Source organism: Dactylosporangium sp. CA-139066, from assembly GCF_050936175.1.
GTDB lineage: Bacteria > Actinomycetota > Actinomycetes > Mycobacteriales > Micromonosporaceae > Dactylosporangium.
On the sequence record NZ_JBNJNH010000001.1, the window covers coordinates 7816024 to 7838675 of the forward strand.

A 22652-nucleotide genomic window follows, 5' to 3' on the forward strand; every position below is an offset into this window, starting at 1 on the left:
GCTCGGCCCATCAGACCGCGTCCGCCGCGCTGCGCCCGAACCCTGAGTGCCGGGCGGCCCCGCGATGTACGACCGCGATGTGCCAGCTGCGGTCGGCTCGTTCCGGGCGCTCGACCGCCCGGACCCGGCCGGTCCAGTCGCCGGCGCCGGGCGCGTACACCGCGGCGGCGCCGTCCATGCGCCACCCCGGCCGGTCGCCGATCGCCGCGGCGAGCTCCTGCGTCGTCACCCCGCGACCGTAGCGTGGACCGCGCAACCGGTTCAGGGCTGCACCAGCTCCGGCCGCCACGACCGGATCTCCTCATCGAGCGCGCCCTCGCGCAGGTCGCGCAGCGCGGCCGCGTACCCGACCTCCGAGGCCTGCGCGAGCATCCGCAGCACGTGCACCGGGGCGCCCTGGAAGCCGAACTCCGACCAGATGCCAGCCATCGCCTGCTCTGCGGCGCGCGCGTCGCCGGGGTCGTCCGCGACCATGTCGTGCAGTGCGCCACCGCGTCGACCCAGCCATCGACCGCCTTGTCCGCCAGATCACCCATGGCGGCAAGTATCGACGATGCGCACCGGACCGCTGGGGTGGCGGCTTGCGGGCTCGCCTGGATCGACGACCAACTCGACGGCGTCGTCACCGCGGACCGGCGCCCCCGCCGGTGCCGGGACGAGGACTACACCGCGCTGCACGAGGACTGGTGACCGCCCCGATGCCGCGGCATCAGCTCACCCGATACTGCTCCCACCACGGCTCCGGCGCCGGCGCGGCCGGCGGTGCCGGCGGTGCCGGCGGTGCCGGCGGTGCCGGCGGTGCCGGCGGCATCACCGGGCCGGCCGCCACCGGCCGGTCCGGGTGCAGGATCCGCTCGCGCGGCAGTCCGGGAATCTGACCAGGCAGCGGACCGACCCGCTCGGCGATCGAGGGCGGCGGCAACGTGACCTCCACCCGCCGCGGCCGCTCAGCCCGGCCGCGCCCGCTCGCGCCGAGGACGACCTCCTGCAGCCGCATTATCCGGTAGTCGCGCGGAGCGTCTTCCATGTCCAAGTCGTTGGACTTCATGAGCTATCGGGCGTCGTCGTGGACGTCGGTGCTGGTGATGTGTTCGACGGCGCGGAAGGGTGTTGAGGGCGTGGATGGTGCTCCTCGGGTTCAACGGCTGCGTCAGGTCGGTGACGGGTCGATCTCGTACACCGTGGTTGGCGGCGACGGGCTGCCGGTGGAGTCGGTTGAGGTGTTCCTGCGGTGGTTGACGTCTGCGGGTCGCTCGCCGAACACTGTTGCGGCGTACGCGCACGATCTGCGTGACTTCGTCGAGTGGCTGGCGGTGACGGGACGCTGCTTCCAGCGGATGGACGTCGATGGGGTGGCGGAGTTCTTCGCCTGGCTGCGCCGGCCGCTCGCGGCACGGCAGCCGGACGTTCTCCTGCTGCCGGGTACGCCGGCGAGGGTTACCAACAGAACGGTGCAGCGGAAGCGTTCGACGCTGGCGTCGTTCTACGCGTTCCACGCCCGCCGCGACAGCGCCGTTCCCGCGGTGCTGGGCGGCATCGACGGCCGTCGCGTGACCGGGCCGTTCGTGCCGATGCTGGCGCACACTCGGCCGCCTGGCCGGCTGTCCCGCGGCGAGCGCAGCCCGATCAAGGTCCCGGTTGTCGTTGATCCACCGCTGGTGTTGAGCGATGTGGAGGTTCGTCGGCTGCTGGCTGCGTGTTGCCGATGGCGGGATCGGTTTCTGCTGGTGTTGTTGCATGAGACGGGGTTGCGCCTGGGTGAGGCGCTGGGGTTGCGGCACAGTGATCTGCGGTTGCGGCAGGGTGAGGTGCATGTGGTGCCGCGGTTGGACAACGCCAACCGGGCCCGGGTGAAGGGGCTGCGCGGCCGGGTGGTGCCGGTGCGTGGGGTGGTGTTCGACGCGTATGCCACCTACATGGAGGTGGAGTACGGGGCGTTGGACAGCGACTACGTGTTCGTCAATCTGTTCCGGCCGCCGGTCGGTGCGCCGATGCGTGCGTCGGCGGTGGAGAAGCTGGCGGCGCGGCTGCGACGTGACGCGGGCGTCGCGTCGTTCTCGCCGCACGTGCTGCGGCACGGGTTCGCGACGCGGTTGCTGCGGGCTGGCGTGCCGATCGAGGTGGTTCCCGAGTTGCTCGGGCATTCGTCGCCGCAGACGACGGCGCAGGCGTATGCGCATTTGACGGTGGAGGATCATCGGCGGGCGTTGTACGCGGCCGGGGTGTTCGAGCCGGCTGGGGAGGCGTTGTGACGGTGCCGGTGCGTGACCCGGCGGTGGCGCGGCGCCTGCTGGAGAAGTTGATGGCGGTCGTGCGGCCGGAGTTCCGGGTTGAGGTGTACCTGCCGGAGCGGTCCAGTTCGGTGTTCTACAGCGGTGTCTGCCGGATCCCGTCGTGCCCGGTGGCGCCTTCCCGGCCGGTGAAGGTGCTGTGCAACGGCCACTACAGCCGGTGGTTGGCGGCGGGCAAGCCGTCGGGCTGTGACCTGGCGGCCTGGGACGGCGGGGAGGAGCTGCGGACGCGGGAGCGGATCCGGCGGGTGACGCAGATCGACGCGTGCGCGGTGGAGGGCTGTAACCGGGGCGCGACGTCGAACACGCTGTGCCACCGGCATCAGCACGCCTTCGACAGCCACTTCCGCCGGTGTGGCCGGACGGTGGCAGAGTTCCTGCGCGAGGTGTCGTACACGGTGCCGGCCGAGGGTGAACGGGACTGCCGGTTCCCGGGCTGCGTGCGGTGGGCGGACGGGAAGCTGCGCGGGTTGTGCCGCAAGCACGAGAACCGGTGGCGCGGGCGCGGCAAGCCTGCGTTGGAGGACTGGCTGGCCGAGCTCGCCCGGGGCGGTGATCCGCGGATCTCCTTCACCGGCCTGGCACCGCGGCTGCGGCTGGAGGTGCAGTTCGGGCTGCAGTGCCGCCACGACGAGGCCAAGAAGAAGACACCGCCGGACATCGTCACCGCGGCGTTGAGCCATCTGCGCCGGGCGGCGGTGACCAGCTTGCTGGACTGGGACGCCGAACGATGGCGGGCGCACGTCGGCACCACCGTCGATGACCCCAGCCATGACGGGCGGCTGGCGTTTCTGCTCGACACCCGGCTGCGGCTGCATGCGCTGCTGGTGAGCGACGATCCGTGGGCCGATCAGTACCCGCGGGACACCTGGGACCTGTTCATCGTCAACATCCGCACCCCGCAGGTGCGGTATCTGCACTTCACCGGTATCGCGCAGTCCTGGTTGAACACGGCCGTCAAACGGTGGGCACGGGGCCGGCTCAGCCGGGGCGTCTCGCCCGGCCAGGTGAAAGTCAATGTCCAGGCGGTGACGGTACTGGCGTCCTGGCTGCCGACGACGACGCCGGCGCAGCTCACGCGGGAACGGCTGGAGCAGTGGCTCGCCGCGCTGCACGCCACCATGCCGAGCGAGCACTCCCGGGCCCGGACGATCCGGTCGGTCGGCATGTTCCTGCGCGACGCGCACCACAGCGGCTGGGTCCCGGGCCTGCCACGCAACGCGATCCTCGGCGACGACGCACCGCGCCGGCAGCGTCCCGCGCCGCGGTTCATTCCCAAGTTCGTGATGCGGCAGCTCGAGCACCCGGACAACGTGGCCCGGTTCGGCCGGCCCGACGGGCGGGGTGCTGCTGCAGATCCTCATCGCCTGCGGACTTCGGCTCAAAGACGCCCGCTGGCTGCCGCTGGACTGCGTCAGCCGGGACAACGATGGCGCCCCATACCTGCTGTGGATCAACCGGAAGATGCAACGGCAGGCGTTCTTCCCGATCTCCGAGGCGCTGGCCGACGCGATCGGCGAGCAGCAGCAGCGCACCCGCGACCGGTTCCCGCACGGCTGCCCCTGGCTGTTCCCGGCGCATCAGGCGAATCTGGACGGGTCCACGCCGATGTCGGACACGTACTGGCGCGCGCACAGCGAACGGTGGCTGACCGACCTGAACCTGACCGACGAGACGAGCACCCCGGTCCGGGTCACCGCGCACCAGTTCCGGCACACCCTCGGGACCCGGCTGATCAACGCCAACGTGCCGCACCACATCGTGCAGCAACTCCTCGATCACATGTCCCCGGAAATGACCGCCGTCTACGCCAAGATCCACAACAAGACCGTCCGGCGGCACTGGGAGTCAGCGGTCAAAATCAACGCCGATGCCCAGCCGGTCACGCTCGACGGAGATCATCCGCTGGCCGACGCGTCCTGGACCCGGCTGAGCCTGGTCCGCGCCAAGGTCACCCTGCCCAACGGCTACTGTGGCGCCCCGGTTCAGACTGACTGCGAATACGCCAACCCGTGTTTGGACTGCCGGTTCTTCATCACTACGCCGGACTTCCTCGCCCAGCACCGGCGCCACCGCGCGGACACTCAGACCGCGATCACCGACGCCGAGCACGCCGGGCTTGTCCGCATCGCCGAGAAGAACCGCCGGACGCTGAGCAGACTCGACGCCATCATCACCGCCCTGGACGCCCCGCCCGTCGCCGGCGGCCGACCGCAGGAGGCCGCAGATGCCGCCAGCTGAGCCATCCCAGGCCCTCGCCGAGGCCACCCGTCGGCGCAGCGAACGGGCCAGAATCCGCGCCGAAGCTGCGCTGCGCCGCGCACAACGGGCCGGACAGCCGGTCACCGTCGCCGGGTTCGCCACCGCCGCCGGTGTCTCACGCTCCTGGCTGTACACCCAGCCGGACCTGCTCACCGCCGTCGACGCGCTACGCCACCAGCCCCGCCGCACGGCCACACGTCCAGACTCGGCCACCGTCGCCTCGCTGCGGCGAAGACTCGACACGGCACTGGCCCGCATTCGCCAGCTCCGCGCCGACAACGCCGACCTCACCCACCGGCTCGAAACCGTGCACGGGCAGCTGCGGGCACACACCGCAGGCACCGGGCCGGGCCAGCTCCCCGATGCGGATACCGCTCGCTGAGCGGCCGGCCTGCGGCCCGGGCGGCGCGACGTCATCCGCTGATGTGATCACCGAGCAGGTCCACGACGATGATGCCGACATCGAGCGCGACCGCGATGCCGTCGCGTACGGCAGCGCAGGCCAGTGCCGGATGGTGTAGCGGCATGGTCCATAGGCAGTGGCCGGTGGCCGGGTCCCACAGCCGCACCGACCCGTCGTTGCTGGCGGTGGCCAGCAGGGTGCGGCCGTCCACGACGACCGGGCACACCCCGTTCACCCAGCCGGTGTGGCCGTCGAGCTGGCGCTGCTGCTGGCCGGTGGCCGGGTCCCACAGCCGCACCGACCCGTCGTTGCTGGCGGTGGCCAGCAGGGTGCGGCCGTCCACGACGACCGGGCACACCCCGTTCACCCAGCCGGTGTGGCCGTCGAGCTGGCGCTGCTGCTGGCCGGTGGCCGGGTCCCACAGCCGCACCGACCCGTCGGTGCTGGCAGTGGCCAGCAGGGTGCGGCCGTCCACGACGACCGGGCACACCCCGTTCACCCAGCCGGTGTGGCCGTCGAGCTGGCGCTGCTGCTGGCCGGTGGCCGGGTCCCACAGCCGCACCGACCCGTCGTTGCTGGCAGTGGCGAGCAGGGTGCGGCCGTCCACGACGACCGGGCACACCCCGTTCACCCAGCCGGTGTGGCCGTCGAGCTGGCGCTGCTGCTGGCCGGTGGCCGGGTCCCACAGCCGCACCGACCCGTCGTCGCTGGCAGTGGCGAGCAGGGTGCGGCCGTCCACGACGACCGGGCACACCGCCCGCACCCAGTCGGTGTGGCCGTCGAGCTGGCGCTGCTGCTGGCCGGTGGCCGGGTCCCACAGCCGCACCGACCCGTCGTCGCCGGCAGTGGCGAGCAGGGTGCGGCCGTCCACGACGACCGGGCACGCCGCCCGCACCCAGTCGGTGTGGCCGTCGAGCTGGCGCTGCTGCTGGCCGGTGGCCGGGTCCCACAGCCGCAGCGCCGCGTCGCTGGCGGTGGCCAGCAGGGTGCGGCCGTCCACGACGACCGGGCACACCGCCCGCACCGCGCCGGTGTGGCCGTCGAGCTGGCGCTGCTGCTGGCCGGTGGCCGGATCCCACAGCCGCACCGACCCGTCGTCGCCGGCAGTGGCGAGCAGGGTGCGGCCGTCCACGACGACCGGGCACACCCCGTTCACCCAGCCGGTGTGGCCGTCGAGCTGGCGCTGCTGCTGGCCGGTGGCCGGGTCCCACAGCCGCAGCGCCGCGTCGCTGGCGGTGGCGAGCAGGGTGCGGCCGTCCACGACGACCGGGCACACCGCCCGCACCGCGCCGGTGTGGCCGTCGAGCTGGCGCTGCTGCTGGCCGGTGGCCGGGTCCCACAGCCGCACCGACCCGTCGTTGCTGGCGGTGGCCAGCAGGGTGCGGCCGTCCACGACGACCGGGCACACCGCCCGCACCCAGTCGGTGTGGCCGTCGAGCTGGCGCTGCTGCTGGCCGGTGGCCGGATCCCACAGCCGCACCGACCCGTCGTCGCCGGCAGTGGCCAGCAGGGTGCGGCCGCCCACAACGACCGGGCACACCGCCCGCACCCCGCCGGTGTGGCCGTCGAGCCGGCGCAGTTCGTTGCGGTGCCGGACTGCGGCCCATCGGCCGTGGTATGGGCCGGTCGTGGTGGTGCGGAGCGGTGCGAGCTGCTCGAGGGTTTGGGTGATGCTGAACATCGCGGCGCGCTGTGGTGGTGGTGCGGTGACGGCCTGCGGGGTGAGGTTGATCAGCCGGGCCCGGTCCCGGCCGGCGTCGGTGGTGGCCCGGTCTGCTGCGGGCAGCAGCCGCAGCAGGTCTGCGTACAGCAGGTAGTCGTCGTCGGTCAGCAGGTCGTCGATGCGTCCGGCCCGGTCGGCGTGGCCTGGCAGGGAGCGCAGCAGGTACCACGGTGCGGACGCCCAGCCGCGCTCGCGGCCCAGGGCGTGCAGCGCGCGGGTGAGTCGGCGCTCGTCGACGGCGGGGCCGCCCGGGCCGCGGCCGCGGATCAGCGCGTCGTTCAGCGCCTGGTGGAACAGCCGGAACGCCGACCCGTCCGCTGCGGTCGACGTCTCGACCAGGAAACTGGCGGCGGCCGAGCGGGCGAACCGGTCCAGGTGCACGTCGTCGACCGGGCTGCCGAACGCGGCCGTCGCGGTCTGCCACACCTCGGCGGGCCAGCCGGGCGCTTCGGCATAGGCGAGGGCGGCCAGCACCGCCCGGGCGTCCGTGGTGCCGTGGACCGGCGGCACCCGGTCCAGGTAGGCGTCCAGGGCGGCGTCGACATCGGCGGTCAGTCGGAGCGTCGCCGGGTCGACCGCCACCGTGTCGTACAGTCCCCGCCCACGGGCATCAAGCCCGGCGACCAGGAAGTTCGGTTCGGTCAACGCGGCGATCCGGGCCGCGACCGGTGCGGCGACGGCCGGATCGGCGTACGGGTTGCCCGGCCGTTCCGACCCGACCAGCCGCAGCGTCGCCTCCGTGTACGCGACCAGGTCGGCGAGCTCGAAGTACGCCTCATCGTCCAGATCGATCTCCACCGCGGCGCCGCCCAGCACCCCCAGCAGCGGCCCGCCGCCGTCGAATCGGCGGCTGCCGCACACCACCTGCACCCCCAGATCCCCACACGTCTGCACCAGCGGCAGCACCACCCCAGTCAGCACCAACCGGGCGTCACGCACGCTCGCGGCCTCGTCCACCGCGTCAAGGACCACGTTGAACCGGCCCGTCCGCCCGGCCAGCACCGCCCGCACCTCGCCGGCCAGATCCTCGACCCGGTCCGGCATCACCGCCCCCGCCGCCCGCGCAATCTCTCCCGCCACATCCAATGCCGTCTTGCCCTTCACATGCACCGCGCATGCCACCGACCCGACCGTGGCCAGTACACCGGTGTCCCCGCCCGGCAGCGCTGCCCGCAGCCGCCGGTCCGCGGTGGTCACCACCCGGCCCAGCACCGCCGACTTCCCGACCCCCGGCGACCCTGTCACCACCAGCACCCGCCGGTCCAGCACCGGCCGGTCCAGCCACTCCACCAGGTGGGTCAGCGCCGCCCGGCGACCACGGAACCGGTACCCGGCCTCGGCGTCCGAGGTCACCCCCCGGGCCCGCGGCCGCCAGTGCCGACCGGCCTCCGGATCTTCGTCGAGGGTCCAGCCCCACGCCGCCATCGCCGCCGCGCCCGCGTCCGCCGCCGCCCAGCCGGCGAGGACCTGCAGCTTCGCCGACGGCAGGAACACCGCCGCCTGCGCCAGCGTCAACGCCTGCGCATCACCACCCCGCCGCTTCTCCGCCGGTATCGCCTGTCCGACGATCCCGGCCACCGCCTGATACTCCGGCAGCCACAACCCGCCCCCGCTGAACCCCTTCTCCACCAGATACCGCGACTGCGTGTCCAGCCGCACCCACCCGTGCGCCAGAGCGGCCCCGACCGTCCCGGTCGCCTCACTACCGGTCCGGCGGCTCGACGCCGGAAACCCGAACGCCCACCACCGCACTCCCTCCCGGCCCTGCCGCCGCGCCAACACCTCCGGCTCCAGCAGCTTGATCCGGGCCGGCTCCACCACCGCCGGCATGTCCTCCGCCAGATACAACACCGCAACGTCAGCAAGCTGCGGATAGTCCGGCTCCCACCCCACCCGCTCCACCAACCGGCGGACCTTCCACAACGAGGCCACCTTCGGAAACGACACCCACAACGGCGCCACCAACCGGCCGCCACCAGGCTCGTCGAACCCGTCCAGCACCACATGCGCGCACGTCAACGCCACCCGCGGCGCCACCGCCACCGCCGTGCCAGCCGGCGCGAACCCCGTCTCCGCGCGGTGCACGGCGAGGGTCCACGGATCCGCGGCCGGGACCGACGACCCCGTCACGACCCGGCAGCCTCAACCCCACCGGAGCCGTCCGCCCCCGGCTGCCACTTCAACGTGACCTCGAAACTGCCCTCGGTCGCCGCCTTCGCCACCAACCAGTCCATCTTCCCGCTGACCTTGATCCCGAACTTCACCTCCACCTCACGTGGCCCGTGCGCCTTCACCTGATCCAGCACCTCACGCGCCGCCCGCACCGCCGGCCCGACCGCCTCCCGAACCCTTCCGACCACCCGGTCCGCCGACGCCTCCGCGAACTCGTCCAACGGCTCAACCTCGAACAACACCACCGAGCCGTCATCCAACGCGTACCGGACCACCTCAGCCATCGACCACTCCCATCGCTCACACGGCGCGCATATCCTAACCGCGCAAAGTGATCACCGTCCCACCCGTCGAAGACATGTCCACGACACAACACCCCAGGTCCAACCATCCCAACACCACCGAACTCCAGATAAGCCGCAGGCGGCACCGGCCCTGCCCCAGCCCATACCAGCGCCGCTCGAGTACATGCAGCGTCAGGTCGCAGCCGGGCCACGGGCTGATGGGCAGCAGCACGCAGCCGCGCCGGCGATAGCGGCCGTGCACCCGCCCCGACTCCGTGCCGCAGTCCGGGCAGGCGACCCGATCGCGCCCAGACCGAGCCTCGATCAAAACCCGGCCCTCGGCCTCGTGAATCCGGTCGATCGTGACCTCCGCCAAGTGCGGCAGCAGCCGCTCAAGATCGCACCGCGGTCAGCTACCACAGTCCACATCAGACGAATGGCGACACGCCTGCGCCAGCCACCACAAGATCATCGCCAGATCCGAGGAACCTGCTGGTCGTACTACCCGCCCGAGGCACTCGACGCGATGGTGACCCTCCTCCACGCCGTCCGGATCGGGGAGGACGAGTCATGACTGCTAATTCGGACGCTCCGGCGGGGCAGGCAGAACTGGAGGCCGCGCGGTTGCTGCTGGCCCGGCTCGGGGTCTCCCCCGCCGATCTACTGCAGTTGGGTCCAGCGCGGCCGCCGGCGCCGACGTTCGCGGAGTACGTCCCGGTGGTGTCGGCGGCCGTGAGCGACGGCAGCCGGTGAGCCTATGGCAGTTACCGGAAGCGGGTCTTGGAGCACTGGGCGGACCGGCGATTGGACGAGGTGAAGCCGATCATCTGCGGGCGCTGCAGGCGATGCTCGCCCTCGAGCCGCCGCTGACCTACAAGCAGCGGCTCGCCAAGCTCGTCACGGTCGCCGAACAAGCCGGGCTGGAGGTCTCCCGGCAGGCCAACGGCAAGCCGACGAAGATCCGAGGGGCCGGAGCCCCGACCTACCGCGGGATTCCGCTGGAGAAGACCGCCGACCTGATCGAGCGAGCATTTGGCGAGCACCCGGCGCTCTACCAGATGGGCTCGGGTGTCGCGCACAGCATGTCGTGGATGCTGGACGACAACGCACGGCTGGCGACAGAGGGCCCGACAGCGCCGCGTAACACCGTGGGCGGCGAGCAGCGCCGCGGCCTCGTCGCGCAGGGCGACATCCGGGTGTACGGCGCCGACCGCCAGGCGTCCAGGACGGCGTCGCGGTCGTCGCGGGCGAGGCGGTCCAGCCAAACCCGCAACGATCACTCCTTGAGCGCCCGCATCACCTCCGTCGCGACGGTCCTGAGCGAGTCCCGCACGTCGGCCGGGCGCGGCCCCGCCCCGGTGACCAGCTGCAAGCTGAGGTACAGCCGGTCGTCGCACAGCCCAAGCTGCGACACCAGCTGGTCGTCGGTGAGCGTGTACGCGGCGAACGCCCGGTCCCCCAACCCGTTCACCTTCTCCACGCGCGCACCGCCGTTGACCGCGCCGTCGTACACGACGTTGTAGTGCGCCTTCGACTCGTTCATGGTGGGCGGCACATCGACGGCCACCGTGAGCGTCCGTTGCACCCCGCCCGCATCCAGCGTCAACACGCAGCTCTGGTACGGATGGGTGCCGAACTTGAGCGGCTCGCGGCGCCGCTCCCGCACCTCGCCAAGCGCCGCCACCGACGCGACGGCGCTGGTGGCGCAAATGTCCTTCGGGTCGCTGTACACGCCTTCCCTCGACAGCAACGCCACCACCGTGTACGCGCCACAGCACAACATTATGATTCCGCCGACGGTGACGACGACGGTGAGTAGGGTCTTGTTCACCCGCGCCATGGTCGCGGCCTGGCCCCTCCCGAGCAGTCCGGAACGCGTCAGGGTCGACTATGGGATCGACCGCCGACGCTGCCCTTGGCCTTACGCCGGGTGACCCGTCATCAACACCGGCGGCCACTACCAACTCAACCCCAACCACGTCGACCTCGACGTGTGGCAGCTCACCGACGCACTGCGCCAGGCCAGCACCACCACCGAACCGACCAGCCGGGCCGCACTTTTGCGCCAGGCCATCGACGCGCACACCGGCCCACTCGCCCAAGGCCACGACTACGACTGGATCGAACCACCCCGCGAGCAACTGCGCCGTCACGGCATCCGGGCCCGACTCAGCCTCGCCCAACTCATCACCGCCGACGCAATCAACGTCTTCGACCTCGACCAGATCGCGCTGCGCCTCGCCAACGGCGCCGACTACGACGGGCTCACCGCACTCATCGCCAACTGTGGTGCGGTGAAACCAAACTCACCCTGGCCGAGCGCACGTACGAATGCCACATCTGCGGCCTGACCCTCGACCGGGATCGCAACGCCGCACGCAACCTCGCCGCCCTCGTGGCCGCGGACCCCAATCCCGCCGGGAGTGGCCCGGTGGCTGGACGTGGAGCCAACCAGAAGACCCGCTGCGGCGGGCAGGAGGCTGCGAAGCGTCAACCCGGCACCGCGTCAACGGGTCAGACCGGGACCGTTCCGCCGAGAGGCAGGACAGCCGCATGAGCGCCAAAGAGCACTCAACGGCAACGGCAAGGTCGCGTCTGTGGACAACAGCGGGTTGCTGACGATCGGGGCGTTCGCCCGGCGCTCGTGGCTGTCGCCGCGGGCGCTGCGGTTGTACGAGCAGCAGGGGCTGCTCGTCCCGGCGGTCGTGGACGAGCGGACCGGGTACCGGTGGTACCGGCCCGGGCAGCTGGAGGCCGCGCGGCTCGTGGCGCGGCTGCGGCGGCTGGACATGCCGCTGGCCCGCATTGTGGAGATCGTCGCCGCGAACGAGCACGACCCGCAGGCGGCGATCGCCCTGCTGGACGCGTACTGGACGGACGAGGAGTACCGGGTGGCGGCCCGCCGGGAGCTGGTCGGGCACCTGCGGATCCGGCTGCTCGGCGAGGAAGGGAGCTTGGATATGTACAGCGTGCAGGCGCGCGAGGTGCCACCGCAGACGGTGCTGACGCAGCAGCGCCACGTGCGGGTGCAGGAGCTGCCGGCGTGGATCGCAGCGGCCCTCGGGCGGCTGGTGAAGGCGGCGGCCGGGCACGGCGACGGCATGGTCGGGCCGTGCTTCGTCATCTACCACGGCGAGGTCAACGAGGAGAGCGACGGGCCGGTGGAGATCTGCCTGCCGGTCGCGCCCGACCCGCACCGCGCCCTCGACGCGCCGACCCGGATCGAACCGGCCCACAAGGAGGCGTACACCCGCATCACCAAGGCGCAGGTGGGCTTCCCGCAGATTCTCTCCGCGTTCGACGCGGTCCGCGTGTGGAGCGAGCGGGAGGGCGCGCCGGCGGCCGGGTCGCCGCAGGAGGTGTACTTCGCCGACTTCCACAGCGCCGCCCCGCACGACCCGGTCTGCGACGTCGCGCAGCCGATCGAGTAGCTACCGGCGTACGTCCCAGATCCAGACGCCGCCGGTGAGCCGGCCCGGGCCGAAGAGGGCGCCGAACAGCGACCGCTGTGGTTCGAGGCCGGCGTCCGGCGGGACGAGGATCAGCGCGGTGTGCCAGTAGCGCAGGTCGGCCCGCGCGCGCTCGCGGTCGGCGTCGGTGACGGCGGTCGGCGGGGTGCGGATCAGGCCGTCGAGGTAGCGCGGGGGCGGGCCGACGACCGCGTGCCGGCCGGCGACGCCGCCCTCGGGGGCCAGGAAGTAGCCGTGGGACAGGCGCAGGTCGAGGCCGGTGGCCGTGGACCACGACTGGGCCGTCCAGTGCTCGAAGTCGGCGAGGGGCACGACGAGTACCGAATCATCGGCCGCGACATAGGTGCGCCAGGCGCCGCTGGAAATGAACGCCGGCACCGGCGGGCGGTCGAACACCAGCGTCGGCGCGGGCGCGGCCGGCACGAGGACGGCGGCGACGAGCCCGGCGGCGAGGATCCGCGACGGGAGGCGGGCCGCGGCCGTCACGGCCAGCGCCGCGATCGGGGCGAGCGCCCACGTGGTGGCCTGGCCGAGCCGGGTCGGCAGCACGGTGTCGAACAGCGGCAGGTGGGCCAGCAGCGCGTACGGGCCGGGGATGCCGGTGGCGCGGCCGCGCACGGTCAGCTGCGTGCCCAGCGACAGCACGAGGAACACGACGCCGGTCACGGCGAGCGAGCGCACGAGCCGGTCGCGCCACCGCCACGCCACGAACGCGGCCGCGGCGAGCAGCAGCGGCCAGCCGAGGTGCGCGTGCTGCTCGGCGGAGAAGCCCGGCGCGGGCGGGGTCTCGCTGAGCCGCACGGCGAGGGAGTTGCGCGAGAACGACGTGACGCCGAGCAGGTCGGTGTGGAAGCCGGTCATCTGCCGCTCGCCGCCGCGGTAGGCGGCGGGGCCGAAGAACTGGAACCACAGCGGGTAGGCGAGCGCGACCAGCGAGGCGCCGGCCGCCACGGCCAGGCCGGGCAGGATCGGCCGCCACCGGATGCCCTTCCACAGCAGCAGGAACACGCCGATCGCGAGGGCGGCGATGAACAGCGTCTCCTCGTTGATGAAGACCTGCCACACGACGAGCGCGGCCAGGATCAGCCCGTCGCGGACCGGGCGGCGCGACTCGAACAGCCGCACGACCCGCCAGGCGATGACCGGGATGAGGAACTGGGCGGCGAGGTTGGGGTGGAACGAGGCATGGCTGACGACGCTGGGCGCGAAGCCGCCGACCAGCCCGCCGACCCATGCCGCCGGCCGGGAGTCCACGACGTGCCTGGACAAGAGCCAGAACCAGGCGGCAGCGGTACCGCATAGTGCCGCGACGATCAGCACGTCGAACGCGACGCCGGGGCCGGCCAGCCAGGTCACCGGCGCCAACGGGATGCCGAGGCCGAACATGGTGGTGTTGGCCATGGCGTTGACGCCGACGGGCGCGTTGAGGCGGTCGATGAGCAGCGGGTTGCCGGCGTGGTGCAGGACGCGGGCGGAGTACGCCAGGAAGTACTCGGCCTGGATGCGGTCGCCCGGGGTGTACGGCAGCCGCTGTCCGGGGTGTGCCAGGAGGCGCCCGCACAGCAGGAGCGCGCCGAGCAGGTAGCCGGCGCACGCGAGCAGGTCGGCCCGGCGGCCGCGGGTCAGGGTGTCCAGACCCACGGCGTCGTCGTCGTGATGGCGCGCAGGCCCAGGCGCTGCAGGATGGGGCTGCTGTCGTCGGAGGCGTCGACCCACAGGTAGCGGATGCCGCGCTCGACGGCGATGCGGGCCCGGTGCGCGACGAGGGCGCGGTAGATGCCGCGGCCGCGCAGCCCGAGCAGGGTGGAGCCGCCCCACAGCGCGGCGAACTCGGTGCCGGGCAGGATCACCAGCCAGGCGGTCGATACGACGGTGGCGCCGGCCTCGGCGACGAGGACCACGATGTCTTCGGGCCGGGAGGCGATGCGGTCGGCGAGGTCGTCGGCGAGCCACGACCAGTCGGCGCCCCACACCTCGGTCTGCAGGTCGGCGATCTGCCGCAGGTCGGCCGGGTCGGTGGTGGTGCGGATGGTGATGCCGTCGGGCGCGACCCCGGCGTCGACGAGGTCGGCGGCCTCGCCGACGACCACCGTCTCCGTCGGGTCCGCGGTGAAGCCGGCGTCCGCGAGGCGGTCGGGCAGGTCGGGGCGGTCGTGGCCGTACGTCTTCCACTCGAAGGCGAGGCCCTGGCCGGCGTAGAAGTCCACCGCCCGGGCGATGAGCGCGTCGAGCTCGTCGCCGGGGACGCCGGCGAGGTCGCGGCCGAAGACGATGCCGCGGGCCTGGGTCGTCACGCGCAGGACGGGCCCGTCCCACGAGGGGGTCCAGCCGTCGGGCAGGCGGTCGGCGATGGTGCCGCGCACCTGCTCGTCGTGCAGTCGCAGCAGCTGTCCGGCGTCGGTCATCAGGCGGAGTGTAGCGGGCAGTTGATCGCCGTATGCGCCGTGTCCGGCCGTGCCTCCGGATTTGCTGCCCAGGTGGAGGCACGGCCGGTCACGCCCCGCCCCCTCGGCGTGCCCGGTGGCACAGGCGGGATAGGTGCCAGGCCATTATCGTCGCCGGGCGCCTGCCACGCCCGCCGCGAACGGCTCAGGTTCTCGTCCCGTACCGTTCGGCCGCCCGCGCGCGGGCGCGGGCCGCCTCGACCTCGCGGTCGCGCGGCGGGGTGCGGGTCACGAGGCCGTCGAGGAGGACCCGCGTCGCCTCGGCCACGGCCTGGACGGCGGCGTCGAACGCCTCCTGGTTGACCGCGGCCGGGCGGGTCATGCCGGCGACCTTGCGCACGTACTGCAGCGCGGCGGCCTCGATCTCGTCCTCGGTGGCGGGCGGCTCGAAGTTGTTCAGCACGCGAATGTTCCTGCACATGTACCCAAGACTGCCAGGGCCGACGAAAAAATGTCGCACCCCCTCGCTAGTCTCCCCGGCATCGATGGGAAGCGCGGCGCGGCGGGAGGCGGATCGCATGGCGTGGCTGGCTACGGCCGGTGGCTACGAGGTGACGCTGGAGGCGGGGCGGATAGCCGCCCGCAACCAGAAGGGCAAGGTGCTCAAGTCGCTGCCACCGGCGCTGCGCGACGACCCGGTGGTGACCGGGCTGCGGCAGCTGACCGAGTGGCTGGCCCGGCACGAGGCCGAGGTTCGCGAGCAGGTCGACCTGTGGATGATCCGGTCGCTGCCGGTCCCGGCGGCGCTGCTGGCCCGGGTGTGGGCCGACGAGACCTGGCGGGCGGCGCTGACCGACCTCGTGGTCGCGGTCCTGGACGACGAGGGCGGCTTCGACCCCGATGAGGCCGGGTTCCTGCGCGACGCGACCGCCGAGGGCATCGGCGTGGTCAACCTCGACGGCGAGACGGTGCGGCTGGCGGCCGAGCGGATCGCGGTGCCGCACCCGGTGCGCCTGCCCGACCTCGCCGACCTGCGCGAGTTCGCCGCCGACCTGGGCGTCACGCAGTCCGTCGATCAGCTGTTCCGCCAGACCTGGACCCGCCCCGACGACCTGGAGGCGGGCGCGAGCAGCGTCCGCGACTACGCCGGCGGCCGGTTCGGGGAGCTGCGCCACCTCATGGCCCGGGCCGCGTCGCTGGGCTATCCGGTCCGCGGCGGCTACGCGGTCTGCCGGGTCTTCGAGGACGGCCGCGGCCTGGAGGCCCGCAGCTGGGTCGGCGCCGACGACCCCTACGCGGAGGCCGAGACCGGCGACCTGGTCTTCGTCCACGCCGACGGCAAGGGGATCCCGCTCGCCGAGGTCGGGCCGGTCGCCTGGTCCGAAGGCATGCGCATGGCCGCGGCGCTCTACGCCGGCCGCGTCGTCGAGGAGAGCGAGGAGGAGGCATGAGCGCGGAGCTGAACATCGAGGCGTTGCTGGACGCGGGCGCGGTGCTGCCCGCCGGGACCGACGCCGCCAAGGACACCGTCGACACGCTCACCACCCGCACCTATGTGCACCCGGTGCTCGGCGAGCGCCGCGTGGTCCGGCTGGTGCCCGGCACGCTGGGCCAGGCCGAGGACCTCACCATGGAGTTCCTGGGCTTCGCCGCGCCGGAGACGATCGCCGAGGTCGGCGTGGTGCGCCAGCAGGCGCTGGGCTTTCCGGCCTGGGCCCTGGTGCACGACCCGGCCAACGGTCACCACGCCCTGGCCCTGGTCAAGGACATCGAGCGGCTGGTCCGGGTGGCCAAGTCCCGCATCGGGCCGGCCCGCGACGGGTTCAACGAGCTCGGCGAGCGGCTGGCCCGCTCGGTGCCGCACTTCCTGCCCACGTTCTACGAGGAGGCGGCCCGCGCGTTCCTCGCCGCCGACAGCCAGACCTACGCGGCGACCATGTTCGGCAAGGCCCGCGAGGCCGAGCGGCTCTACGCCCTCGACATCGACGAGGACCGGCAGCACACGGTGTTCCTCGAGTTCGCGCTCGCCGGCGCGCTGACCGCCAAGGCCCTCGCCCAGCACGCCCGCGACCTCGCGGCCCGGTGCGCGCCCGCCGTCGCCTACGAGCGGTTCCGGCGGCTGTGCCTGGAGCGCACGCTCGGCGGCATGCCGCCCTACGCGCAGATGCACGTCGACCTCGGGCGGCTGGCGAAGGCGGCCGGCCTCGGCGTCGAGGAGGAGGACGGGCTGCTGGCCGAGCTGCTGGGCGCCCCGTCGATCCAGCGGGCGCCGGGCGGGTTCTGGAAGGCCTACCGGCCGGCCCTGATCCGCATCGCCCGGCGCGACCCGCGGGTGCGCGGCCAGCTGCTCGGCATGTTCCCGCAGGACTGCCCGTTCGCGACGTGGCTGGACATCCTCGAGGAGAGCGGCGCGACGTCGGCGCTCGTCGGCCCGGCCGACGCCGTCGAGGAGGGCGCGGCGTCGCCGGACGGCCCGGCCGGCTGGCTGGTCCGCGCCGACGGCAGCCGCGGCGGCTGGCGGCGCCCACGCGACGCCGGGTTCTGCGCGCTGGTCGAGCGGATGGCCGGGCGGCTGCGCGCCGACGGCGTCCCGGTCGACCTCGCCCGCGCCCACCACCGCATCGACCTCGACCTCGTCGACCTCGTCCTCACCCTCGGCGTGCCGCTGGCCGAGGTCCACGACGACACCCGCTGCGACGTCGGCGACTGGATGAACGACGACGCCGGCGGGCGGCGCGACCTGGTCGCGGTGGCCGCCCACGACCGGCTCCGGCCGCGGATCGCCGACAGCACTGAGTCGTATCTGCGCACGTGGTATCGCGCCGACAGCGCGGCCGTCGCGCCCGACCGGGTGGCCCGCGCCGCGGCCGTGCCCGGCCTGCGCACCGCGCTGCACTGGTGGCTCGACCGGCTCGCCGAGCGCATCGCCGCGCAGGGGCTCACCACCGTCGGCGAGGAGCTCGACCGGCTCACCCTCGTCGCCTGCCCGGAGGGCCTCGCGATCAACCCCGAGGCGATCGCCCGCATCATGCGGGTCGACCTCGGCCCGGTGCTCGGCGCGACGCTGCGCGCCGGGGTCATCGACGAGTTCGGCTGGCCCGCGCTCGAGGCCGGCCTCGACGCGATCCACCCCGACGCCCGGCTCCCGCTCGACGACGAGCTGCAGGTGCAGGCCCAGTGGCCGCAGCTGGTGCTGTGGCGCGGCGAGCGGATCGCGGTCGTGGGCGACGACGGCGTCGAGCTGGAGCACATGCTGCGCATCCCGCCGGAGGAGCGGCGCTACTCGTGGCGCACCGCGCTGCGCTACGTCGACGGGCAGCTGCTCGTGGTGTGGAACCGTGGCAACGAGCGGGTCGGCTACTGGAGCGGCGCGCCCGACGACGTCTTCACGATCACCGGGGACGGCTTCTACGACGCGGGCGAGCAGTCCGTCGCCCTGCCCGGCGGCGGGCGCAGCGCGGGCGGGCGGCCGCTGTTCCCCGGCGACCGGGGCGGCCAGGAGGCCGGCATCGTCGCCACCGACGGGCTGCACCACTGGGTGCAGGTGCAGGCGCCGGACCACAGCACGCGGTGGCAGGAGTACGACCCGGCGACCGGCGAGCGGGGCCGGCTGTCGATGCCGGCGTTCTTCGAGGACGGCGCGGTCGACGGCCAGCCGCTGATCGTGCACGCCTGCCGGCTGCGCCCGGCCTCGGCCCGCATGGCCGGCAGCCCGCTCGGCCACCGCGACGGCCTCGTCGGCTGGCGGGTCCGCCGGACCCCCGACGGGCACGCCGGCGAGTCGGTCGACGGCCGCACGTTCGCCCTGCGCGAGCCCGACCCGGTCCGCCGCGGCCGCATGGGCCTGCTCAGCGGCGCGATCCGCTTCCCGGGCGCCGACGCGGTGCACGGCGTCGTCGTCGAGCACAACTGGCGGCAGACCGACATCGTCCTGCAGACCGCCGACGGCCTGCGCTTCGCCGCGCTGGCCAGCCCGGTCGGCGTGGCACCGTGGGCGGAGGGCACCCGGCTGCTGCCGCCGCCGCAGTTCTGGCACCAGCTGCGCCCGCGCGACGAGGCCGGGTCGGCCGCGCTGCGCGCGTTCGGCGACGACCCGGCCGGCAAGCTCCTCGCGGCCGTGTCGGACCTCGTCACCACCGACGGCAACCAGCTCGTGTTCCCCGACGGTGACGTCCGCGCCGCCGTGCGGGCGGCGCTGCCCGGCCTCGGTCACGACGCCCTCGTCGCGGGCGTGGCCGGGGTGGTCAAGCACGCCGCCCGCAACGCGGTGCGCCTGACCCGCCTCACCACCCTCACCGAGACGATCGGCGGGCCGGCCGCGGCCGCCGCGGTGGCCGACCCCGACGGGCACCTGCCCACCGACGAGGTCGTCGACGACGTGCTCGAGGGCCTCAAGCCCGGCTGCTACGACCACGGCCGCGAGTGGGTGCGGGTCTTCCTCGACGCCGGCGCCGCGCTCACCGGCCGCGAGCCGCGCGCGCCGCTGGCCCCGTGGATCGCCGGCGCCGACCTCGACTGGTTCGACGTCCTCGGCTCGGTGCCTTCGGTGATGGTCCGGGCGGCCGCGCCGGTGACGCCGGCCGCCGACCGGGCCGTGCTCTTCGACGTGCTCGACGTCCTGGCCGGCTCCGGCCTGCTCGACGGCTCCGCCCGCCGGGTCGTGCTGGACTCCGGCACCAAGCGCCCGCAGATGAGCGCCGGCGAGCCCGTGGACCTCGGCGGCGGCCACCGGGTGCTGCCGTTCCGCGTCGACCCCGCCGACGGTGAGGTCGTCGGGGTCGAGTTCAGCGCCGACGGCCGCTTCGGCCCGCTGCCCGGCCACACCGTGCGGTTCCACCTGCGCAACGGCGAGGGGGCGTATGAGCGCCACGGCCTCGACTCCGCCGCGGTGGCCCGGTTCGTCGCCGCCGGCCGCGCCCACGCCGGCCCGGCCGACCTGCTGCGGCCCGACGCGGTGCGGGCCGTCTCCGCCGGGGCCGGGATCAGCCTCGCCGAGGCCACCGTGCTGCTGGCCGGCGCGACCGACGACCGGCAGTGGAAGGCGAACCGGCCCCAGGGCTGGGAGCCGGCCGCCGAGACCGTCACCGAAACCGCGATCGAGACGGCGGTGGAGCACCTGCGCCGGCGCGACGCGCACGGCTCCGGCCCGGCCGCCCACGCGGCGCTGCTGCCGGCCGACCCGGCGAAGCTGTGGACCGACGGGCCCGACGCCGCCCGCTTCGGTACGTGGCGGGCCGGCGCCGTCGGCGCCCGCACCCCGGTGGGCGACGACCTCATCGTCGACTGCCGCCGGGCCAACGTCGCCGCCGGGATGAGCCCGTCGGAGTTCCTGCACGGCGTGGCCAACGTCGAGACCTGCCGCTGGCTGCAGGCGCTCGACGCCGGCGTCGACGCCGACGACCTGCTGCTGTCCGTCGCGCGCGGCGTGCCGTGGCTGTCGCGGCGCCTCGCCGAGGACGACCCGATCCGGCGCAACCTGCCGCGCCTGCTGGAGCTCACCCGGCGCCTGGCCGCCGCGCCCGAGTTCGAGCTGGACCTCGGCGGCACCGAAGAGACGAGCCTCAACAAGGCGTTCACCGCGCTGGGCCTGACCGTCCAGCCGGTCGGCGAGCGGATCGAGGCCGGCCCCTTCTCGGCGAACGCCGAAGGCTACTGGCGGCGCATCCGGGTCTGGCCGGCCCGCCTCGACGGCCTCGGCGACCGGCGCGTCGACGCGCTGCTCGACGCGATCGACGGCCACGACTCGGCGATGGTCGCGCTGCGGACCGTCGCCGGCGACCAGCTCGACGCCTGGCTCGAGCCGGTCGACAGCGAGTCGCCGCACGACCCGTCGCGCTCGGCCCCCGGCCTCGTCGCCGCGGTGGCCGCACACCACGGCCTCGGCGCCGACGCGGCCACCCTCTACCTGCAGCTGCTCGCCCTGCCCGACCCGAGCGACCGCAACGTCGCGGCCTGGACCGGGTGGAAGCCCGCCCGGCTCAAGGCCGCCCGGGCCGAGCTCGCCGCCACCGATCTCGTCGTCGAGGCGAAGCGGCCCCGCGCCGGCCGCTCGCTGTTCCTGCCCGGCGGCTGGCTGGCGTGGAAGGCGCCGGGCCCGCTGCCGCTGGAGCGGTGGAAGCTGGCCCTGCTCATCGGCGCCGGCGAGCAGGGCAGCGACCTCGGCGCCGTCGTGCCGGCCGCGCCCGCGCCGCGGCTGTTCCACCTCGCCTGGGACCGCATCGTCGCCGGCGACCACCCCCGCTTCGAGGAACTCACCACGAGAGGCCGCCGATGACCGCCACCGTCACCAGCCCGCGGCAGGTCGACCCCGCCGAGCACGCCCACGCGACGGAGCTGGCGTTCCTGGCCGCGTTCGACGGCGGCGCCCGCCCGCCCGGCTGGCGCCTCACCCCGCGGGCCGTGGTCACGTTCATCGTCGGCAGCGACGGCGAGCAGCTGACCCTGCCCAAGGGCGCCCGTCCCGACGGCGTGCCGGCGAAGCTGGAGATCGCGCGCAAGTTCGTCGGCGACCGTGCCCTCGTCGAGCGCTGCGTCGTCACCCTCGCCGGCGAGCGCGGCCTGCTGCTCGTCGGCGAGCCCGGCACGGCCAAGTCGATGCTGTCGGAGCTGCTGTCCGCCGCCGTGTGCGGCACCAGCGAGCTGGTGGTGCAGGGCACGGCGGGCACGACCGAGGACCAGCTGCGCTACGGCTGGAACTACGCCCTCCTGCTCGCACACGGCCCCAGCCCGGAGGCCCTCGTCCCGTCACCGGTGCTGACCGCGATGCGGGCCGGCCAGGTCGCCCGTATCGAGGAGATCACCCGCTGCCTGCCCGAGGTGCAGGACGCGATGGTGTCGATCCTGTCCGACCGCCGCATCGCCGTGCCGGAGCTCGCCGGCACGCCGGGCGCCACGGTCCACGCCGCGCCCGGCTTCACCCTCATCGCCACCGCCAACCTGCGCGACCGCGGCGTGTCGGAGATGTCGGCCGCCCTCAAGCGCCGCTTCAACTTCGAGACCGTCGGCCCCATCCCCGACCTGGCCGCCGAGACCGCACTCGTCGGCCGCCAGGCCCGCGCCGCCCTGCAGCGCGCCCAGACCCCGTTCGAGGTCGACGAGGCGGTCCTCGAGGCCCTGGTCACCGCGTTCCGCGACCTGCGCGCCGGCCGCTCGGTCGAGGGCTGGGAGGTCGAACGCCCGTCGACCGTGATGAGCACCGCCGAGGCGGTCGCGGTCGCCACGTCCCTCGGCCTGGCCGCCGCCTACTTCCCCGGCGACCGCGACGTCCTCTCCTTGCTGCCCGCCCACATCCTGGGCGTCGTGTGCAAGGACGACCCGTCCGACAGCGCGAAGCTGCTCGGCTACTGGGACGGCGCGGTGCGCCGCCGCGCCGAGGACGGCGCCCGCTTGTGGCGGCGGCTTTGGGAGCTGCGCGATGACCTCCAGCCCTGACCGGCCGGCGCTGCCACCCACCGGCAGCGCCGCGCCACCGCCCTCCCCCGGCGCCGCACCGCCGCCTTCCCCGGGCACCGCGCCGCCGCCCTCCCCCGGCGCCGCACCGCCGCCTTCCCCGGGCACCGCGCCGCCGCCCTCCCCCGGCGCCGCACCGCTGTCCTCCCGGGGCGCCGGACCGCGGCCGTCCCCCGGCGTCGGACCGCGGCCGTCCCCCGGCGTCGGACCGCGG

Annotated in this window: 22 protein-coding genes; 11 read left to right on the forward strand and 11 right to left on the reverse strand. The window is 73.9% G+C overall.

Annotated features, from left to right (window positions below):
* Positions 1-10 precede the first annotated feature (10 nt).
* Positions 11-229: a hypothetical protein gene (locus ACQEVU_RS35730; RefSeq protein ID WP_433331507.1), complete on the reverse strand. Its 219-nt coding sequence runs from the start codon at positions 227-229 to the stop codon at positions 11-13.
* Positions 230-261: 32 nt separating this feature from the next.
* On the reverse strand, positions 262-474 hold the full coding sequence (locus ACQEVU_RS35735; protein WP_433331509.1) for a hypothetical protein: 213 nt from the start codon (positions 472-474) through the stop codon (positions 262-264).
* 60 nt (positions 475-534) lie between these two features.
* Between ACQEVU_RS35735 and ACQEVU_RS35740 the strand changes: the two genes are divergently transcribed.
* Positions 535-690, forward strand: coding sequence for a hypothetical protein (locus tag ACQEVU_RS35740; protein ID WP_433331511.1), 156 nt, complete (start codon positions 535-537; stop codon positions 688-690).
* Positions 691-709: 19 nt separating this feature from the next.
* Here ACQEVU_RS35740 and ACQEVU_RS35745 read toward each other — a convergent pair whose 3' ends face one another.
* Positions 710-1027, reverse strand: a complete 318-nt coding sequence (locus tag ACQEVU_RS35745; protein ID WP_433331513.1) for a hypothetical protein — start codon at positions 1025-1027, stop codon at positions 710-712.
* Between ACQEVU_RS35745 and ACQEVU_RS35750 the strand changes: the two genes are divergently transcribed.
* Positions 1026-2252 carry a tyrosine-type recombinase/integrase gene (locus ACQEVU_RS35750; protein WP_433331515.1) on the forward strand — a complete coding sequence of 409 codons (1227 nt, stop codon included), beginning with the start codon at positions 1026-1028 and terminating at the stop codon, positions 2250-2252. The genes ACQEVU_RS35745 and ACQEVU_RS35750 overlap by 2 nt on opposite strands.
* 889 nt (positions 2253-3141) lie before the next feature.
* Here ACQEVU_RS35750 and ACQEVU_RS35755 read toward each other — a convergent pair.
* Complete coding sequence (locus ACQEVU_RS35755; protein WP_433331517.1) at positions 3142-3459, reverse strand: hypothetical protein; 318 nt, start codon at positions 3457-3459, stop codon at positions 3142-3144.
* Positions 3460-3635: 176 nt separating this feature from the next.
* Here ACQEVU_RS35755 and ACQEVU_RS35760 point away from each other — a divergent pair, with 176 nt between their 5' ends.
* Together ACQEVU_RS35760 and ACQEVU_RS35765 are read left to right on the forward strand one after the other, a co-directional pair.
* Positions 3636-4532 (forward strand): tyrosine-type recombinase/integrase, encoded by an 897-nt coding sequence (locus tag ACQEVU_RS35760; RefSeq protein ID WP_433331519.1) that lies wholly within the window; start codon positions 3636-3638, stop codon positions 4530-4532.
* Positions 4519-4935 carry a DUF6262 family protein gene (locus ACQEVU_RS35765; protein ID WP_433331521.1) on the forward strand — a complete coding sequence of 139 codons (417 nt, stop codon included), beginning with the start codon at positions 4519-4521 and terminating at the stop codon, positions 4933-4935. Before ACQEVU_RS35760 ends, ACQEVU_RS35765 begins: the two co-directional genes overlap by 14 nt.
* 31 nt (positions 4936-4966) lie before the next feature.
* On the opposite strand, the gene ACQEVU_RS35770 is transcribed toward ACQEVU_RS35765, so the two are convergent.
* Positions 4967-8809, reverse strand: coding sequence for a hypothetical protein (locus tag ACQEVU_RS35770; protein ID WP_433331523.1), 3843 nt, complete (start codon positions 8807-8809; stop codon positions 4967-4969).
* Positions 8806-9135, reverse strand: a complete 330-nt coding sequence (locus tag ACQEVU_RS35775) for a CU044_2847 family protein (RefSeq protein ID WP_433331525.1) — start codon at positions 9133-9135, stop codon at positions 8806-8808. Before ACQEVU_RS35775 ends, ACQEVU_RS35770 begins: the two co-directional genes overlap by 4 nt.
* A gap of 570 nt (positions 9136-9705) precedes the next feature.
* Between ACQEVU_RS35775 and ACQEVU_RS35780 the strand changes: the two genes are divergently transcribed.
* Positions 9706-9888, forward strand: coding sequence for a hypothetical protein (locus ACQEVU_RS35780; protein ID WP_433331527.1), 183 nt, complete (start codon positions 9706-9708; stop codon positions 9886-9888).
* An 11-nt stretch (positions 9889-9899) separates the two neighbouring features.
* On the opposite strand, the gene ACQEVU_RS35785 is transcribed toward ACQEVU_RS35780, so the two are convergent.
* Entirely contained in the window at positions 9900-10214 is a 315-nt protein-coding gene (locus ACQEVU_RS35785; protein ID WP_433331528.1) for a hypothetical protein, read from the reverse strand.
* Between the two features lie 197 nt (positions 10215-10411).
* On the reverse strand, positions 10412-10975 hold the full coding sequence (locus ACQEVU_RS35790; protein ID WP_433331530.1) for a hypothetical protein: 564 nt from the start codon (positions 10973-10975) through the stop codon (positions 10412-10414).
* 151 nt (positions 10976-11126) lie between these two features.
* Between ACQEVU_RS35790 and ACQEVU_RS35795 the strand changes: the two genes are divergently transcribed.
* The 3 genes from ACQEVU_RS35795 to ACQEVU_RS35805 are packed head-to-tail and all read left to right on the forward strand — an operon-like array spanning position 11127 to position 12566.
* Positions 11127-11486, forward strand: coding sequence for a hypothetical protein (locus tag ACQEVU_RS35795; RefSeq protein ID WP_433335398.1), 360 nt, complete (start codon positions 11127-11129; stop codon positions 11484-11486).
* Positions 11447-11692 (forward strand): zinc ribbon domain-containing protein, encoded by a 246-nt coding sequence (locus tag ACQEVU_RS35800; RefSeq protein WP_433335200.1) that lies wholly within the window; start codon positions 11447-11449, stop codon positions 11690-11692. The genes ACQEVU_RS35795 and ACQEVU_RS35800 overlap by 40 nt, the downstream gene beginning before the upstream one ends.
* Before the next feature lie 40 nt (positions 11693-11732).
* The gene (locus ACQEVU_RS35805; protein WP_433331532.1) at positions 11733-12566 is read left to right on the forward strand and encodes a MerR family transcriptional regulator; all 834 of its coding nucleotides are present in this window, start codon (positions 11733-11735) and stop codon (positions 12564-12566) included.
* Here the strand turns inward: ACQEVU_RS35805 and ACQEVU_RS35810 are convergent, their stop codons facing one another.
* The 3 genes from ACQEVU_RS35810 to ACQEVU_RS35820 form a co-directional block, all read right to left on the reverse strand.
* Positions 12567-14246 (reverse strand): hypothetical protein, encoded by a 1680-nt coding sequence (locus ACQEVU_RS35810; RefSeq protein ID WP_433331534.1) that lies wholly within the window; start codon positions 14244-14246, stop codon positions 12567-12569.
* A complete protein-coding gene (locus ACQEVU_RS35815) occupies positions 14228-15010 on the reverse strand; it encodes a GNAT family N-acetyltransferase (RefSeq protein ID WP_433331536.1) in 783 nt (260 codons plus the stop codon). The genes ACQEVU_RS35810 and ACQEVU_RS35815 overlap by 19 nt, the downstream gene beginning before the upstream one ends.
* A 184-nt stretch (positions 15011-15194) precedes the next feature.
* On the reverse strand, positions 15195-15470 hold the full coding sequence (locus tag ACQEVU_RS35820) for a DUF2277 domain-containing protein (RefSeq protein ID WP_433331538.1): 276 nt from the start codon (positions 15468-15470) through the stop codon (positions 15195-15197).
* A gap of 97 nt (positions 15471-15567) precedes the next feature.
* On the opposite strand from ACQEVU_RS35820, the gene ACQEVU_RS35825 reads away from it, so the two are divergent.
* Genes ACQEVU_RS35825 through ACQEVU_RS35835 form a run of 3 tightly spaced genes read left to right on the forward strand, consistent with a single transcriptional unit; the run spans position 15568 to position 22420 of the window.
* Positions 15568-16440, forward strand: a complete 873-nt coding sequence (locus ACQEVU_RS35825) for a DUF4132 domain-containing protein (RefSeq protein ID WP_433331540.1) — start codon at positions 15568-15570, stop codon at positions 16438-16440.
* Positions 16437-21263: a hypothetical protein gene (locus tag ACQEVU_RS35830; protein WP_433331542.1), complete on the forward strand. Its 4827-nt coding sequence runs from the start codon at positions 16437-16439 to the stop codon at positions 21261-21263. Before ACQEVU_RS35825 ends, ACQEVU_RS35830 begins: the two co-directional genes overlap by 4 nt.
* Entirely contained in the window at positions 21260-22420 is a 1161-nt protein-coding gene (locus ACQEVU_RS35835; RefSeq protein WP_433331544.1) for an ATP-binding protein, read from the forward strand. The genes ACQEVU_RS35830 and ACQEVU_RS35835 overlap by 4 nt, the downstream gene beginning before the upstream one ends.
* The last annotated feature ends 232 nt before the right edge of the window (positions 22421-22652 follow it).

Coding starts and splice junctions, on each gene's coding strand:
- ACQEVU_RS35735 (WP_433331509.1), bottom strand. CDS start 474: ATGGTCGCGGACGACCCCGGCGACGCGCGCGCCGCAGAGCAGGCGATG.
- ACQEVU_RS35740 (WP_433331511.1), top strand. CDS start 535: ATGGCGGCAAGTATCGACGATGCGCACCGGACCGCTGGGGTGGCGGCT.
- ACQEVU_RS35750 (WP_433331515.1), top strand. CDS start 1,026: ATGTCCAAGTCGTTGGACTTCATGAGCTATCGGGCGTCGTCGTGGACG.
- ACQEVU_RS35745 (WP_433331513.1), bottom strand. CDS start 1,027: ATGGAAGACGCTCCGCGCGACTACCGGATAATGCGGCTGCAGGAGGTC.
- ACQEVU_RS35755 (WP_433331517.1), bottom strand. CDS start 3,459: ATGCCGACCGACCGGATCGTCCGGGCCCGGGAGTGCTCGCTCGGCATG.
- ACQEVU_RS35765 (WP_433331521.1), top strand. CDS start 4,519: ATGCCGCCAGCTGAGCCATCCCAGGCCCTCGCCGAGGCCACCCGTCGG.
- ACQEVU_RS35775 (WP_433331525.1), bottom strand. CDS start 9,135: ATGGCTGAGGTGGTCCGGTACGCGTTGGATGACGGCTCGGTGGTGTTG.
- ACQEVU_RS35780 (WP_433331527.1), top strand. CDS start 9,706: ATGACTGCTAATTCGGACGCTCCGGCGGGGCAGGCAGAACTGGAGGCC.
- ACQEVU_RS35790 (WP_433331530.1), bottom strand. CDS start 10,975: ATGGCGCGGGTGAACAAGACCCTACTCACCGTCGTCGTCACCGTCGGC.
- ACQEVU_RS35815 (WP_433331536.1), bottom strand. CDS start 15,010: ATGACCGACGCCGGACAGCTGCTGCGACTGCACGACGAGCAGGTGCGC.
- ACQEVU_RS35820 (WP_433331538.1), bottom strand. CDS start 15,470: ATGTGCAGGAACATTCGCGTGCTGAACAACTTCGAGCCGCCCGCCACC.
- ACQEVU_RS35825 (WP_433331540.1), top strand. CDS start 15,568: ATGGCGTGGCTGGCTACGGCCGGTGGCTACGAGGTGACGCTGGAGGCG.
- ACQEVU_RS35830 (WP_433331542.1), top strand. CDS start 16,437: ATGAGCGCGGAGCTGAACATCGAGGCGTTGCTGGACGCGGGCGCGGTG.
- ACQEVU_RS35835 (WP_433331544.1), top strand. CDS start 21,260: ATGACCGCCACCGTCACCAGCCCGCGGCAGGTCGACCCCGCCGAGCAC.